The sequence below is a fragment of the Solibacillus sp. FSL W7-1324 genome (genome assembly GCF_038008025.1).
Taxonomy (GTDB): Bacteria; Bacillota; Bacilli; order Bacillales_A; family Planococcaceae; genus Solibacillus.
The window spans coordinates 79,293-93,150 of sequence record NZ_JBBOYH010000002.1 but is presented as its reverse complement, the minus strand read 5'-3'; the positions used below and the strand labels follow the sequence as shown (position 1 = coordinate 93,150).

At 35.2% G+C, this 13,858-nt stretch carries 22 protein-coding genes and 1 pseudogene; 22 read left to right on the top strand and 1 reads right to left on the bottom strand.

Annotated features, from left to right (window positions below; all coding sequences use genetic code 11):
• The first annotated feature begins 182 nt into the window (after positions 1 to 182).
• From MKY71_RS19040 to MKY71_RS19005, 8 genes are all read left to right on the top strand, one after another.
• Positions 183 to 863, top strand: a complete 681-nt coding sequence (locus MKY71_RS19040) for a hypothetical protein (RefSeq protein ID WP_340733719.1) — start codon at positions 183 to 185, stop codon at positions 861 to 863.
• Positions 864 to 1,696: 833 nt separating this feature from the next.
• Positions 1,697 to 2,593: a DNA polymerase III subunit delta gene (gene holA / locus MKY71_RS19035; protein ID WP_340733717.1), complete on the top strand. Its 897-nt coding sequence runs from the start codon at positions 1,697 to 1,699 to the stop codon at positions 2,591 to 2,593.
• A gap of 14 nt (positions 2,594 to 2,607) precedes the next feature.
• Complete coding sequence (locus MKY71_RS19030) at positions 2,608 to 3,492, top strand: hypothetical protein (protein ID WP_340733715.1); 885 nt, start codon at positions 2,608 to 2,610, stop codon at positions 3,490 to 3,492.
• Between the two features lie 86 nt (positions 3,493 to 3,578).
• Positions 3,579 to 4,181 (top strand): hypothetical protein, encoded by a 603-nt coding sequence (locus MKY71_RS19025; protein ID WP_340733714.1) that lies wholly within the window; start codon positions 3,579 to 3,581, stop codon positions 4,179 to 4,181.
• Positions 4,182 to 4,519: 338 nt separating this feature from the next.
• The gene (locus MKY71_RS19020; RefSeq protein ID WP_065217367.1) at positions 4,520 to 4,786 is read left to right on the top strand and encodes a hypothetical protein; all 267 of its coding nucleotides are present in this window, start codon (positions 4,520 to 4,522) and stop codon (positions 4,784 to 4,786) included.
• A 597-nt stretch (positions 4,787 to 5,383) separates the two neighbouring features.
• Positions 5,384 to 5,587, top strand: coding sequence for a DUF2187 family protein (locus MKY71_RS19015; RefSeq protein WP_340733713.1), 204 nt, complete (start codon positions 5,384 to 5,386; stop codon positions 5,585 to 5,587).
• Between the two features lie 13 nt (positions 5,588 to 5,600).
• Entirely contained in the window at positions 5,601 to 6,083 is a 483-nt protein-coding gene (locus MKY71_RS19010) for a hypothetical protein (protein ID WP_065217365.1), read from the top strand.
• A 38-nt stretch (positions 6,084 to 6,121) separates the two neighbouring features.
• Positions 6,122 to 6,430 (top strand): hypothetical protein, encoded by a 309-nt coding sequence (locus tag MKY71_RS19005; RefSeq protein ID WP_445683745.1) that lies wholly within the window; start codon positions 6,122 to 6,124, stop codon positions 6,428 to 6,430.
• 188 nt (positions 6,431 to 6,618) lie between these two features.
• Here MKY71_RS19005 and MKY71_RS19000 read toward each other — a convergent pair whose 3' ends face one another.
• Complete coding sequence (locus MKY71_RS19000) at positions 6,619 to 6,822, bottom strand: hypothetical protein (protein ID WP_065217363.1); 204 nt, start codon at positions 6,820 to 6,822, stop codon at positions 6,619 to 6,621.
• A gap of 110 nt (positions 6,823 to 6,932) precedes the next feature.
• On the opposite strand from MKY71_RS19000, the gene MKY71_RS18995 reads away from it, so the two are divergent.
• From MKY71_RS18995 to MKY71_RS18935, 14 genes and pseudogenes are all read left to right on the top strand, one after another.
• Positions 6,933 to 7,409 carry a M23 family metallopeptidase gene (locus tag MKY71_RS18995; RefSeq protein ID WP_340733710.1) on the top strand — a complete coding sequence of 159 codons (477 nt, stop codon included), beginning with the start codon at positions 6,933 to 6,935 and terminating at the stop codon, positions 7,407 to 7,409.
• A pseudogene (locus MKY71_RS19990) lies at positions 7,354 to 7,578 on the top strand (lysozyme); the annotation flags it as partial. The gene MKY71_RS18995 and the pseudogene MKY71_RS19990, both read left to right, overlap by 56 nt.
• A gap of 36 nt (positions 7,579 to 7,614) precedes the next feature.
• A complete protein-coding gene (locus MKY71_RS19985) occupies positions 7,615 to 7,872 on the top strand; it encodes a hypothetical protein (RefSeq protein WP_065217361.1) in 258 nt (85 codons plus the stop codon).
• A 214-nt stretch (positions 7,873 to 8,086) separates the two neighbouring features.
• Positions 8,087 to 8,290 carry a DUF6366 family protein gene (locus MKY71_RS18985; protein WP_065217360.1) on the top strand — a complete coding sequence of 68 codons (204 nt, stop codon included), beginning with the start codon at positions 8,087 to 8,089 and terminating at the stop codon, positions 8,288 to 8,290.
• 64 nt (positions 8,291 to 8,354) lie between these two features.
• On the top strand, positions 8,355 to 9,017 hold the full coding sequence (locus MKY71_RS18980; protein WP_231918733.1) for a hypothetical protein: 663 nt from the start codon (positions 8,355 to 8,357) through the stop codon (positions 9,015 to 9,017).
• Between the two features lie 127 nt (positions 9,018 to 9,144).
• Positions 9,145 to 9,471, top strand: a complete 327-nt coding sequence (locus MKY71_RS18975; protein ID WP_065217358.1) for a DUF1827 family protein — start codon at positions 9,145 to 9,147, stop codon at positions 9,469 to 9,471.
• A gap of 20 nt (positions 9,472 to 9,491) precedes the next feature.
• A complete protein-coding gene (locus MKY71_RS18970) occupies positions 9,492 to 9,773 on the top strand; it encodes a hypothetical protein (RefSeq protein WP_065217357.1) in 282 nt (93 codons plus the stop codon).
• Positions 9,774 to 9,821: 48 nt separating this feature from the next.
• A complete protein-coding gene (locus MKY71_RS18965) occupies positions 9,822 to 10,037 on the top strand; it encodes a hypothetical protein (protein ID WP_065217356.1) in 216 nt (71 codons plus the stop codon).
• A 57-nt stretch (positions 10,038 to 10,094) separates the two neighbouring features.
• Complete coding sequence (locus MKY71_RS18960) at positions 10,095 to 10,772, top strand: hypothetical protein (protein ID WP_065217355.1); 678 nt, start codon at positions 10,095 to 10,097, stop codon at positions 10,770 to 10,772.
• Positions 10,773 to 10,827: 55 nt separating this feature from the next.
• Complete coding sequence (locus MKY71_RS18955; protein ID WP_065217354.1) at positions 10,828 to 11,037, top strand: hypothetical protein; 210 nt, start codon at positions 10,828 to 10,830, stop codon at positions 11,035 to 11,037.
• Positions 11,010 to 11,174: a BRCT domain-containing protein gene (locus MKY71_RS18950; RefSeq protein WP_079523950.1), complete on the top strand. Its 165-nt coding sequence runs from the start codon at positions 11,010 to 11,012 to the stop codon at positions 11,172 to 11,174. Before MKY71_RS18955 ends, MKY71_RS18950 begins: the two co-directional genes overlap by 28 nt.
• A 204-nt stretch (positions 11,175 to 11,378) precedes the next feature.
• The gene (locus tag MKY71_RS18945; RefSeq protein WP_065217353.1) at positions 11,379 to 11,825 is read left to right on the top strand and encodes a hypothetical protein; all 447 of its coding nucleotides are present in this window, start codon (positions 11,379 to 11,381) and stop codon (positions 11,823 to 11,825) included.
• A gap of 125 nt (positions 11,826 to 11,950) precedes the next feature.
• Positions 11,951 to 12,586 carry a hypothetical protein gene (locus MKY71_RS18940; protein WP_065217352.1) on the top strand — a complete coding sequence of 212 codons (636 nt, stop codon included), beginning with the start codon at positions 11,951 to 11,953 and terminating at the stop codon, positions 12,584 to 12,586.
• 62 nt (positions 12,587 to 12,648) lie between these two features.
• Positions 12,649 to 13,485, top strand: coding sequence for a hypothetical protein (locus tag MKY71_RS18935; RefSeq protein ID WP_065217351.1), 837 nt, complete (start codon positions 12,649 to 12,651; stop codon positions 13,483 to 13,485).
• Positions 13,486 to 13,858: the final 373 nt, after the last annotated feature.

Sequence of the window (13,858 nt, the reverse complement as noted above, 5' to 3'; positions counted from 1 at the left end):
CCAAATTAATAATTTTTGTCATCTTAAAATAACATATATCTTATTTAAATATAACATATCCATTAATTACAACACAAAATTTGTCATAAAATACATTATTTTATGCAAATATGTTTGCGATATTGAAAAAATATTACAATTTTTATAAAGTTTAGAAGAATAAAATTATAAGGAGTGAAAACATGAATACTTTAAAGAAATTTGTAACAGCTCTAGCTTTAGGGGTGGGAATCTTCTTTGTAGGCACTGGAGATTTAGTTAAAGCATCATCAACTGAGGAAGAATATTTTACTGAAAGAATCAAAGGGATTGAGTTTGAAATCCCTTATGAAGAAAACGAAGTTTATACAGAAAAAGTTATAAACGGATCAGTTGGTTCAATTAATGTCTACGATCAAATAAGTAATGAGTTATTAGAAACCTTTTCAGTGGAAGATGTAGAAGAGCCGATTAATCAATTTAATCCTTTAAAAATGACTACACTTGCTAGTACTCCTAGTACTTCTCTGAAAAATGTTTCAAAAACTAGATACGACAATAATCTAGGAACTCAACTACGTGCTCGTATTGAAGTTTATTCTTCAGGCTCTTTTAGACAAATTAATAGAGTTTTAAGTACACAATGGTTTGCTGTATCAGGAATACATACAATTGAAAATGCTACAGCAGATGTATTAGAACAACCTCGAGATTTCCCGAGAACTTCTATTAATGTCTTAGGAGATGCTACTATTCAGGTAGAAACTGATATTAATGTAAGTGGAGGCTGGGAAGCTGCAGGGTTTTCGGCAGGTGTTTCAGTTGGGCAAAAAAAATATTACCGGAAATATATTGAATTAGGTTTTAAATACTCAGTATATTAAGAAAATGTGAGTTCTCTAGGATAATTATTTGTTATCCCAGAGAACTCTTTTTGTATACTGGAAAACTTTATATTTAACTTTACTTTTTTCATTTAAAATTCTAATCTTTATGATTCATACTTCTTCGCACTATATAAAAGAGTGTTAACCATAGGTTTTACTCCAATCTCACTAAGGTTACACCTCCTAAATATAACCTAATAAATACATAATATTAATCTATAAAAATACTATAAGTAATCCAAAAGAATAGTTAACGGTGTAGATTTCAAAGTTATCTGAAATCTACACTTAATAAAAAAATACTTAATAAGTGCATATGTTGCTACCATATATCCTTTTGAATAAAGCCACTTTGCCGATTTCCAATTCTCTTTAGAGGTTACTCCACAATTTGGCCCTTTAATGGAATAATTTTATTATTACTTAAAAACTTCTGAATTCATAAGAAAACCGAAATCTCTTCTTTATTGAGAGAGAGAGAGGAAATTCCGGTGCATCTTACATACTGACGGCCATTATTATGCAACCGCGCTCGGACGGGATATACGCATTGAAGGGTATACAGCGCGTCCCCGCGAACGTAGGTAAGTATTAAATTCCTTTGAAACTACTTGATATTAACCATTTTTGAAGGTAATATTAATGTATTGCTATTAACACTTATTAATTTTTAATTTTCTATTATCCAATCATAGATTGGAGAGTTATTTTTGAAAGCACTTTTTAGAGTGATATTTTAAGACGGGATAAATCTGTCTAAATACACTCCTGAAAAGTGCTTTTTTGTTTCTTAATAGCAATAAACCATTTTTTAAGGAGAGATATTGATTATGAAAGTTTATTTAGTGTATGGTGAGGAACAGTTTTTACTAGACGAATATATTGAAGAATTGAAGCCAGCAGATTCAGAGAGTATTGAAAAATACGATGTGCGTGAAATGGATATGAATGAAATCATTTTCAATTGCTCACAAGGATCTCTATTTTCGTTTGGTGAGAAGTTTATCATCCTCAATGATGTGTATTTCTTAGGAACTGAAAAAGCTCCTGAAAAGGCGACAGAGGCGTTACAAGACTTCTTACAAAGTGATGCAGAAATGACCGTTGTATTAAAATGTCCTTTCAAGCTCGACAAGCGAAAGAAGATTGTTAAATCGTTATTAAAAGAAGCTACATGTTTTGAAGGGAAGCCAATGTATAATACGGCGGGCTGGATAAACAAACGTGCTTCATCAAAAGGATTAAATCTAACGTCGGATGCGGTGAAAAAGATTAGCGGTACATACAGCAATCTATACATGATTGAAAATGAGCTAATTAAGTATAAAGCGTACTTCGGTTCATCTTCTGTAGATGCAGCTGCTCTTGAAAATATCATGGCACCAACATTAGAAACAGACATTTTTAAACTGATTGATTCAGTGGTAGATCGTAGCTATCGTGCAATTGAGCAATTAAAGGACTTAACGCTAAATGGGAACGATGAAATTAAAATCAACCTATTAATTAGCCGTCAGTTACGCTTAATTGAACAGGTTCTACTTGGTAACAAGTCGATTGACGTTCATTCATTCGTCTTATCGAAAGCACGTGAGCAAGCTGAGGCATATGAGCTATCAGAAGTATCACGAATGCAGAAGGAAGTTACTGAGTTAGATATAGCTATGAAGCGCGGTGAAGTGGATAAAGCAATCGCTTTAGAAACGATGATACTCGGTTGGCTGTAAGGAGGGCATTTCGTATGAACAACTTACAAGCACCGAACATTCAACACCAATCCAATACTGCTGTATTTCTAGTAGATGTTAAATGTAAATCATGTGAAGCCATTACACGTGCGGCTGACATTGTTTTTGGGACTGATAATGCTATTGGTTTCGAAAACATCATCAATGCGACTTACGATTGTTCAGGTTGTCAGAAACAGCAACCGTATACAGTTGAAGACATTGTACGAGCCAACCGCGCTGGAACGATGGCCGATCACATCATTGAATCATTCCCCACAAAGAATATAGACCCTTTGCATACAGGTTTATGGGTAAACACTCATACAAATAAAATGCTCTTTGTACAGGACAGCGTACCAACGTTCAGTAATGTACAAAACGCTTTATTTATCCCCTTAGCAAATGAACTCGACATTATCGAGCTTACCTATCAGCTGGCATATGACTTGAATAACAATCCTTGTGTACCAGAAGTTGTACAACAGCTTTTAAAACAATGGAATGCAATTCATCCATTTATGCTAACGCCTGACGAACTTATTCAACCAGGAGCCATTTTCGACGTGTGCCAATTGACGATAGAGAAATCTCTACCGAAACTAACAGCACATCGAACGTTCCTCGGCAGTAAGCTCAACCGTAAAGCCTACTTTTTAGATAACGACAACCTCAATTTACGAACAGACCCACACCTTTTTAATAAAAACATATCTGTTACATTAAACAGTGTTTGTAAGATGATATTTCATGGAGGCAAAAGCCTGCATCTATTTGTCGTGACTCATTCCAGTGAGCTATGCCTAATAGGGAAATACATTGAAGCAAAGTGGGATGAAGAAACGAATATTTGCACACCGCTGGCAATTTACGATGAAGCACCAAGCTTTATGGATTAATCAGCACGTGCCCCAATCATGACAAAATAGACAATCCAAAAATACGACTTAACGCGGCAGCGCCGCTTTTTCAGGAGGAAACAATTATGAAACAATTTTTTAATGTAGAAATCCAATCAACAAAAGATCAAGATATGTACGCAGCAGCGGAATTAACATTCACTTATAAAGATTACCGTCGCTCATTTACTGTTTGGTTAGAAGATGAATACTTTGATAATGACGAGAACAACTTCGCAACAAATGTATTTCTTTCAGCAGTTCCAACCGAACGCAAGTATGGTGATCCAAACTTTGATAACCAGGTTCAAATTAGCATTGACGAACTTTTCCTTAATCATGGGGGAATTTCAGCGCTAATTCGTGAAAGTGTTGATCAAGAAAAGGATTTTCATATTGAGGTACCATTAACTGAAATGGCCTTTGATTTAGAATACATTTTATTCGATGAAATTATAGTCGCGTTATTAAATCAACAATATGATAAAGACCGTTACAAACAACTTGTAGGGTACTTAGCAGATTTAATTACGTACAACCCTGAGCTTTCAATTGAAGGTGTTGACTATGTAGCAAATATACTTCGTAACAAAATACCGGAATTAGGGGTAGATTTATTCGAGCGAAATAATTTTGAGAAAGTAATTTCTGCTTTGACGACAGCCGAAATTCAAAAACGATATGCTTAATTAAGAGCATAAAAAAAGGAGCCTAGCCACGCATATAAGCGCGGTCAGGCTTCTTTTTTTATGTTTATATTGAATCCTTTATATTGCGGTGTTTGGATATACTACATCTTCATATAGAATTTGCTATACAGCTTATAAGTAATTTGTTACAATACCTGTATATTATTATTCGCTTATTTTACTTTTACAGATCGCCCATCTCACAGGGAAGGGCCTTTTTTTAGCACTTACTGATTAAGTGTAACAACCGAAACTCTTTAAAGGGATTCGTGTGTTCACTTTTATCAGTAGGTGCTTTTTTGCGTTTAATGATAAATAAAAATTCGGAGTGATTATTTATGAAATCGACATCTATTGAAAAATTTAGAGAGTACCAAAAAAACAACAAAGGACGTAGACGCAGCCAAGTTTCACCGGTTATTTCTTCACAATCGGACAAAGCAACACATTTTGAAATTGGCGGCAACTTATATGAAATTTCTGTTGGTGGTTTTACAAAAGCTATTACACATGGCATTTTACTGTTAGTAGGGGGTTTAGCAGGATTTACATTACTATTCCTAGCTGTTTTCTTCTTTGCTCAACTTGTTAAAGGCAATCTGTAATATCTAATTTTAGACAAACGACAATTATTTTTAAGGTGAATTAAATTAATACTTTTTCGGCTAAAAACAAAGGTTTTAACACTATATCTACAGGGGATTTATTTAGTAATCACAATCCGACACTGGCAACCAAGTCAGTTCGGGTTGATTTTGGACCTAATAATGTTCGCGACTATAAAGCATTGTTAGTTCGATTAGCGTTTCCAAAAGCCAATCTGGTGAATTGGTGCGCACCCATCAGAAAGCTTTTGGGAAAACAATCGTTAATCTGTTCAATGATTCTATTTAATGTGCTTATCTCTTAATGGCGTTATCCGGCATTAAGTGTTAGGCTTCCTTGTAGAGTGGATTCAATCTTTTAGCTAAACAACAACCATTATTTTTCGAAATAAGCGACGAGTGTTACCTAGCTCGCCGCTTATTTTATTTACAAATGATATAGAACTTTTCAAGTTGAACATGGGAATGAAAAAACACCTGCAATCTAAAAGATTACAAGTGTATTTCAGGATTTAGGCTTATGGCCCCTATATATATCAACTTGGCTAAGTTTCTATATTTATATTATATATCAAATATGAAAGAGGGCAATGAAACATGGCAAAAAATAAAACAGCAGTAGAAGGTTCAAAAGTGAAATGGTATGACGCTAAACGCGAAGAGACATTAAAAGGACAGATTATAAAGTTCTATACAAACTCCGCGTTAGTCGATCTTTCTACTATGCAGGATTATGACAGATTCGGGCTTGGCACATTTACAGTCGTATCGATAAAACGCCTTGAAGTTATTCAGGGGTAAGGGGTACGAATATATGTTGGTAACGCAAGAATATGTGACGACACGACACTTACACAATCATACGGTATCTACAAAAGGTTTTGCCCCGTTTGATTGCTATATTGAAAATGACACACCCATTTACTTTACTCTGGACCAGCTAAAAGAGTTGATTCCTTATTTCAATCATAATAATGCAGAATATAATGTAGCGATTAATGAAGAATTAAATATCATACATATTCAGCATTTAAACAGACTTGGTTCCCCAATGGATGTAATCAGCCCTATTGAAGCGGTCGATGAAATGACGCAACAGGGTTTACAAGTATTTGAGTTGGATTTTGGTTGGAAATTAATTGATCCCTATAATACAGCTGTATACAAGTGCGCGGTTATGGTACAAATAGCAAAACACCTGATTCAAGAGAATCAGGCGGATACTTTTGCAGGGGCATCAATTGACGACTTAAAAAGTTGGAATCCATACAATACGATGAAATGTATGCTGACTTAGTTGCACTTGAAACAGCTCGCCCGGAGTTCATCACTGAAATGTCGCCAACACAACGTATTGTGACGGCCATGAATGGGGATTTACAAAAGGTGAAGCACATCACGCCAATGTTATCACTTAAAAAGACAACGGATGCTGCTGGTATTCATGACTTCTTAAAACACGCACCCAATGAGCCGGTGATCCTTCAACGGAAAGAAGATGGATTAACCATCGTTGGCTCTTATGACAATCACCGCGCATATGAATATGTGACGCGTGGTAATGGTGAAATAGGAGAAAGTTGCATGAGTGCATGTTCTCAAATTAGCAACTGCCTCAAACAATCAGCTTCCCTAACAAATTAACATTACGTTTTGAGGTTGTCGTTCCTTTCGAGGGCGTCACAAGCCTATGTAAATTTATATAGTAGAATTGGCTTGCCTCAAGATATAAAGGTGGAGAAATTTAATTTACAATATAACAATGACTTTAAATATGATAATTGGAAAAATCTATTATAACTTTTACACCTCATCGATAATACCCACAAACATTAATTTAACAATGTTTGTGGGTATTTTTCACCTACACGTCTTTGTTCTTGTTTTCGATAAGTTTGTTTATATAGCTTCAAAATATTTTCATCTTCTTTTGCACGAAGCTCTTTTAAAATATGCGCATAGGTGCTCATTGTTATTTGTACAGTTTCATGGCCCAATCGTTCTGAAACATACTGGATATTAAATCCTTCATGCAAAACGTAAACATCCGGTAACAGGGAAAATCCAAAAACATGCGGGTGTGGAGCTGGTGAATATCAAAATTGCTAAGGCTCCAATCTTAGCCACAGCTGCTGGGTAATTACGCTTGGTTAAAACAACAAAGGGTGGCTACGGCAAGCACATCATCATTACTCATAACATGGGTGGCCAGGTATACGAGTCTGTTTATGCTCATTTAAAAACCTTCAATGTAAAAACAGGTCAAACGGTTAAACAGGGACAACAGATTGGGGTCATGGGGAACACAGGGATAGGTACTGGCATTCACTTGCACTTCGAGTTGCACCGTGGTCAATACCAATACGCAAACGGCAACTATCCAACATCATTTGATCCTTGGCCATGGATCAATCAGGATCATTTTAAGATGGGAGTTTCCACAATTGGAATAAGCCTAATTCAAAAATGGGAAGGATTTTACGTTGCAGCTTATTTATGTCCGGCAAAAATATGGACAATAGGCTACGGTTTAACTAAATGGCCAAACGGTACTCCAGTTAAACAAGGTGAGAAAATCACTAAAGCAGAGGCACTCATTTTACTTAAGCAACAAGGAAAATGAGCATGCTTCAGCTATTTTTAATTATGTAAAGATACCATTAACACAAAATCAATTTGATGCTCTCGCTTCATTTTGTTATAACATAGGGGCAAATGTTTTAGCCAAAGACCCAACGCTCACACGCTTTATAAATGCAAAGGATTGGGCAAACGTTACCCGTGTCATGCAGCTATATAAAAAAGCAAGTGGCAAGGTGCTCAAAGGATTGGTAGATCGTCGCAAAGACGAGATTTCATTATTTTTAAATGGATTGGAGGAAGAAAAAGTGTATAGTTCAGGGGTATTAAAAGCAGAGCATGAGGAAACTCGCTCAAGCGCAGCACGTCGAAAGATTATTGTTGAGGCTGCTATTGCAGCAGGATACAACAAAATTTGGCGCGAGAAATTAAAAGAAGGTACAATTACAGCTGATGATGTAGACGCACTAGCAGCTGGTACACTTGTAAAAATTCACAAAGGATGATTTCAATCCCGTTGCCTAAAGTAGATTGCCATAAATTTTGATTGTGAGAAATATATAAAATAGAAACTTAAAAAATCTGTTTTGTTGTCAAATATTTTAAGGTTAAGGGTATGGTACAAAAAGAAGAGTATTAAATTTTCATATTCGATTCTTCATTTATTATATAAAAGTGTTATAATTTGTATCAAAATACAATTTAAGGGGGATTTGTTATATGAATTCAAATGAAAAAGAAACTCCAGAACAAAAAAGGGAACGGTTGAGACAAAACGAATTAAAAAATAATCCTACAGGATCTCTAAATGATGGGGTAAATAGGGGAATGGGTGGAAACTTAACTGGCATGGGTTTAAAAGAAACAGGGGTTTTAATTATTGTTTTATTTGTTGGTTATATAATATATAAAATATTCTTCTAAATTTTCAGTGTTTTTTGTCATCTTTTATGTTATCGTGGAAAAAAAAGGAAGGATGATGAAAAAAATGTTGAAAAAAATCTTTACTAGTATTGTCGCTTTTTCTTTTTTAGGATTTTTAGGAATGGATTCAACCCAAGCAAGCAGTAGTTTATCTGGATTCGAAGCACCTGAGGCAAAATTTGTAGTTAGTGTTACAAATGATGAGACAGGTGAAACTACTTTATTAAAACCAATTTTATTAAAAAGTAAGTTAAATGATCAAATAGGAACATATTCTCAATCGGAGGTTGAAATAAGAAGCGTTGGTTATGAAGTATTTATTCCGTTAGAAAATCCAACATCTTCTGAAATTTCCCTTTTTGATTCTGCTGGAAGTAAGAAAACAGAAGCGGGCGTTACTGCATCTATAAACGTAGATTATAATTTAAGAGCAAGTAACACAGAGATCCAACTAACTAAAGTATACGGTAGCTGGTCTACAGATGAAAAAGTTTATGTTTTATCAAATAGAACAGTTAACGCACATTCAGGCTCATCTTTAGGCACAAGTCTTCCTACTAAATATCCAACATCTAATACTTTTTCATATACAACTGGATTTGGCTATAATAAGTTCGGAAACGGCGACGGAAGTCCAAGAGCTTGGTCTAGTGTTAAAGCACAAGTATCTGGTATGCCTTCATCTAGCGCAACAATTAGTGTAGAGGTTGTTTTCCCAGATAAATAAACCATTAAATCTATACTTTTAGAAAAGACCTTACCTATAAAAATGGTAGAGGTCTTTTTTTATTGAACAACAGGAACGTTTGTTCTATATTTGATTAAGGGATAAAATTATTATTGGGAGGATTAATATGAACATTAATTATCCGTTTGCTAAAGAAAGAATGTTTAGGGATATAACAAAACAAAGAGAAGATGTGGTAAAAATCACTGCAAATTCCTTAGAAGGAGTAACTGTTAATGTTTTTGAATGCAAGGGTACTTATATAATTTATAGCCAATCCAAAGAAGCACAGCATGCCAGTATTTCAAATGTAAGGCAGCCTGTGAAAGACTGGGAAATTGGTTATGCAATCGCTAGAATTTTAAAAGTTAATACTAGTGATACAAACATTTTTGTTACAGGGAATAATGTTGTTCATATACATCACGAAAAGGATAATATACTACTAAACTAAAGATAAAGGGGTGAAGAGTAATGCCAATAAAAAATGAGAATATACAAATAATATTTGGAACAGGAGATATTGGTGTTCAAATAGCATGGTCCAATGTTAAAAAGTCAGGAGTAGTTGAATTCATAGAAATAGAACCTAGACCTATTGGGAAAGAATTTACTACCAAACAAAAAACGATGAATGTAGGGGAAGCACCGGTTACTTTAGTTTTTAATGAGATTGAAAGTTTAGAAGCTGTTATTTATCAACTACAAAAATTAAAAGGGATTATGAGCAATGAAATCCCTACAAATAAAAAATAGTTTTCTATATTATTGTTAAAATGGATAAAGGGTAATCTGTTTGAGGGCGTGGAGTTCACATATGACAGCGAACGTATTGCTTTTGTAGAATCACTCGGCTTTGAATTTTCGGAGTCACATTATTTCTTTAAAAAGCAAAAAGGCTTAATAGAGGTTGAACGCCTACTTAAATTTATCGAAAAGTATGAGCATGAGGTACGACCAACATTGCCACACATGATTGATGGATTGGTATTGAAGTTTGATCGCTTAGACTTACGTTAAAAGCTAGGGACTACTAGCAAACATCCACGTTGGGCGGTTGCCTTTAAATTCAGTTCAATGGACGGTATTACACAACTGACGGATATTGCTGTCGCAATTGGTAAGTCGGGTCAATTATCGTTTACAGGCGTGTTTAATTGCATTGATATTGACGGCGTAGAAATTCGCCGTGCAACGCTGCATAACCTGGCCAACATTGAAACGAAAGACATTCAGATCAACGACAATATTTTAGTTAGCCGCGCCAATGATGTAATTCCTCAAATTGTACAATCATTCCCTGAGCAACGTTCAGGCAACGAGTTTAAATTCGTTCCGCCAACGATCTGCCCGGAATGTGGTTCTACATTAGTTAAGGAAGGTGAGCATTTATTCTGTAAAAACTCGGATAACTGTACACCGCAAATTGTTGGTAAGCTGGAGCACTTTGTTTCACGTAATGCCCTTAATGTAGATGGTTTAGGCGAAAAAGCGATTGAACTATTCTACGACAAAGGATTAATTGAAACGGTGGCTGACATTATCGAATTGCCGCGTTTTAAACAGGTAATTGTAGGGCTAGATGGCTTTGGTGAGAAAAAGTACGATAAATTAGTAGCTGGACTTGAAGCATGTAAAACTTCAACACTGGCACAAGTATTGTACGGATTCTCGATTAAACTGAACGGTCAGACAGCTTCCAAAGCAATTTCAAAAGTATTTAAAAACATGGATGAAATTTTAGAAAGTAGCTAAAACACCAAATGCACTCTACTTTAAGTTAATTCAGTTAGATGATTTTGGTGATAAAATGGCTGTAGAATTCGAAAAGTTCTTCCAAGAGCCGATGAACATTCATCAGATCGAACGTTTAAAGGCACTAAGTTTTACAATACAATCAGATTATGTGGCACCTGCAAGCAATTCATCACTTACAGGTAAAGTCTTCGTAATTACAGGTAGCTATCGAAATCACGTGACGATTTTAAGTCTATTATTGAAAAGCTCGGCGGAAAGGTAAGTGGTTCTGTAAGTAAGAAAACGGATTACTTATTAATGGGTGAGGATGCGACAGGTACTAGCAAACATCAATCTGCTGTAAATAATGGCGTAACAATTCTTTTAGAAGAAGATTTCAACGGTTTACTTTCACAGTAATCTGATATCCGCTTCAATAAAAAAGATAAGAAAATTCAGGTTTTCCAAGTTGTACATTGGAAAATTTGGCTTTTTTCTTTTATAATTCTATAATTATCCTTATGAATTCCACATACATTTTGTTATGGAAGAATACTATTAAAATGTAATAATTTTGACGATATACAATATAAGAATAATTATGAACAATCGAGGAGTCCCGCAATGCTAGATAAATTGGAAAAAACAAAAGGAAAAATCATCGTAACATCAAAGTTTAACGTGAAGCTCCAAGAAACAACGTGGTCTAAATACATTAAGGTTAAACGATACGAAAATGTAGTGGCCTTTATCAAAGATTATAAACGAACTATCTCACGTACATGGAATAAAAAATATAAGACTCAATTACAAATAAGTGATCTAATTCTCGACGAAGAGCTATATAACAATTTTACGCAGCCTTTCATTTTAAAAGAATACGCCTTGACGACAGATCAATTATACTCTCCGTTTTACGCGTTAATTACTTACAAAGAAACTGGGAAAATAGCTTTAATTCCTGCGAGTGACGTACATGCAGTAGACATGAAAAAATTAGTCTCGGATGTGCTTTGTGAATACGGGTACATTGATTCCATACCGAAGTATCAATTAAAAAAGCTTTCATAACTTTAATACTTATAGTAAAATTATAGTGCATTACAACTTACATATTATTAATAACAAAAATTGCGAAGCACGCAAATACGCTCTATATGGGCTTATTTGCGTGCTTTTTTATTTTGGAGGTAAGAATGTATAGAAAACTCATAATACCTGTAGTAATGGCTTCTGTTTGCGTATTAGGTGCCTGTGAATCACCGAAATACAATGAAGAAGTTGTGGTGGAAAAACAAGCGGTACAAAAACAATTAGATAAGATCGACGAAGAAAATACAACAGCCGTCGGCTCAATAGAGGGCGTGGTAGTTGAAGTAACAAAGGACAATACCCTTATAATACGTATGCCGCGCCGGGATGAAGAAACACCTGGTGGCTTACAAGTGAATCCAGAAGGCTTAATTGAAGTCGGATTTTCAACGTTAAACTTACCAATTGACGAAAAGTACCATGAAGCGCTTGAATCATACTTGCTGAACAAGGACGTTAAATTTGTAATTGATAAGCCTCAAGAAATGACAGCAAATAAAGTATTAGGTCAGATTCTTTTGCCAACGGGGGAAAGTGACAAGCCATATACATTAGTTCAGGAGTATTTATTTAATGACGGACTAATCGAAGCGAGTCCTCAATTAACCGAAATATACGAAGCAGTAAAGCGTTCTGACGAAAGTTGCAAGGCATTAATGAGCAAAAGTGAGATAGAGAAAGATGTATTTAAAGCAGTAACAGGCACAATTTCATGTGTGAAAGATGCTGCAGCTCTATAATAAAACTTGCTGTACCTACACGTTTCCGATATTTTTAATTTAAGAATGTGAGGGGTCAGAATATGAAAAAGAGTGTATTCGTATTAAATGAAATACATGATATAGCACCAGCTGTAGAGGCGCGGTTACTAAGTTTATCCGATACCATTTACTCAATATCAACGAAGGAATGGGATTTTATAGGGAAAGACGGCGTAGGCACTACACGATTTAATGATGTAAAAACATCACATCATGCTTTTGGTCGCTGGAATGAACGAATCGGACCATTCGCTACATATGATCAACTTGCTAATCTAATCAAATATATTTGCATGTATGAGCCGAGCCGCGTTGAAATGTACAACGCCAAGCAATTAAACGGAACCAAATTTCAATATTTCATTTTAGATAAAGACATTGTTGCGATTTTTACCATAGAGAACGATGTACTTGTCATACAAACGTATTTAGGTCGATTGAGCTTGAAACCGCAGCTGCAAAGTGTGGCTGAACTATACGACTTTATTGTGACTGAGCGTGACAATACGGACTTAAATGTACCAACTGAGGTGTTACAACTTCAACACCTACCTTACGGGCCTTTCCAAAGTATGCAGGTTGCAGATTCATTAATGTATTATCAAATGGAATTTAGTAATGAAAAAGTTGTGCTGAAGGTTGATCAAGATCCAAACAGCACATCATACACGTATACAATCGTTTTACTGAAGCATAGGCACAACATGAATTTGGATGTATTAGATTTAAGCACCATCTTAAAAATGAGCAATCGAAAGTTTGTAGCGAAATATATTTCAACGAATTATAAGGAAATGCCAGATTTATGTGAGCATTACAGTAATAAATCGTTGTTTAACTTCAAACAAAAAGTTTTGTATAACCGAGGTGAATATTAGTGGAATTTTATTGTGACGATAAAGGCGTTGTTCGAGGCTTATTCAAGCTCGACGATAAGGGGAGAACCTTTTTTGAGGTAGCCCGATATAAAGAAAGTGATAAGAAGCGAATTTATGAGATAGCCGATAGCATTACACCGGATACTCATGGAAAGGAAATCGAGAAACTGTTTGAGGGCATTGATTGTACATTACGTACCAAACGGCATTTTGTAAAGCCAAAACGATTTGACAGTAAATCAGCCCTCTACGTTTACGCTACTGTTTGTATTATGTTTGCAATAGTTGCTTATTGGACGACTTAACATTATGCAAACATTCGATTTTTGCGTAATTAAAAACACTGTTGTACTCTACTCGTAGAGAAAGGAAG

Coding starts and splice junctions, on each gene's coding strand:
- MKY71_RS19040 (WP_340733719.1), top strand. CDS start 183: ATGAATACTTTAAAGAAATTTGTAACAGCTCTAGCTTTAGGGGTGGGA.
- holA (WP_340733717.1), top strand. CDS start 1,697: ATGAAAGTTTATTTAGTGTATGGTGAGGAACAGTTTTTACTAGACGAA.
- MKY71_RS19030 (WP_340733715.1), top strand. CDS start 2,608: ATGAACAACTTACAAGCACCGAACATTCAACACCAATCCAATACTGCT.
- MKY71_RS19025 (WP_340733714.1), top strand. CDS start 3,579: ATGAAACAATTTTTTAATGTAGAAATCCAATCAACAAAAGATCAAGAT.
- MKY71_RS19020 (WP_065217367.1), top strand. CDS start 4,520: ATGAAATCGACATCTATTGAAAAATTTAGAGAGTACCAAAAAAACAAC.
- MKY71_RS19015 (WP_340733713.1), top strand. CDS start 5,384: ATGGCAAAAAATAAAACAGCAGTAGAAGGTTCAAAAGTGAAATGGTAT.
- MKY71_RS19010 (WP_065217365.1), top strand. CDS start 5,601: ATGTTGGTAACGCAAGAATATGTGACGACACGACACTTACACAATCAT.
- MKY71_RS19005 (WP_445683745.1), top strand. CDS start 6,122: ATGTCGCCAACACAACGTATTGTGACGGCCATGAATGGGGATTTACAA.
- MKY71_RS18985 (WP_065217360.1), top strand. CDS start 8,087: ATGAATTCAAATGAAAAAGAAACTCCAGAACAAAAAAGGGAACGGTTG.
- MKY71_RS18980 (WP_231918733.1), top strand. CDS start 8,355: ATGTTGAAAAAAATCTTTACTAGTATTGTCGCTTTTTCTTTTTTAGGA.
- MKY71_RS18975 (WP_065217358.1), top strand. CDS start 9,145: ATGAACATTAATTATCCGTTTGCTAAAGAAAGAATGTTTAGGGATATA.
- MKY71_RS18970 (WP_065217357.1), top strand. CDS start 9,492: ATGCCAATAAAAAATGAGAATATACAAATAATATTTGGAACAGGAGAT.
- MKY71_RS18960 (WP_065217355.1), top strand. CDS start 10,095: ATGGACGGTATTACACAACTGACGGATATTGCTGTCGCAATTGGTAAG.
- MKY71_RS18955 (WP_065217354.1), top strand. CDS start 10,828: ATGGCTGTAGAATTCGAAAAGTTCTTCCAAGAGCCGATGAACATTCAT.
- MKY71_RS18945 (WP_065217353.1), top strand. CDS start 11,379: ATGCTAGATAAATTGGAAAAAACAAAAGGAAAAATCATCGTAACATCA.
- MKY71_RS18940 (WP_065217352.1), top strand. CDS start 11,951: ATGTATAGAAAACTCATAATACCTGTAGTAATGGCTTCTGTTTGCGTA.
- MKY71_RS18935 (WP_065217351.1), top strand. CDS start 12,649: ATGAAAAAGAGTGTATTCGTATTAAATGAAATACATGATATAGCACCA.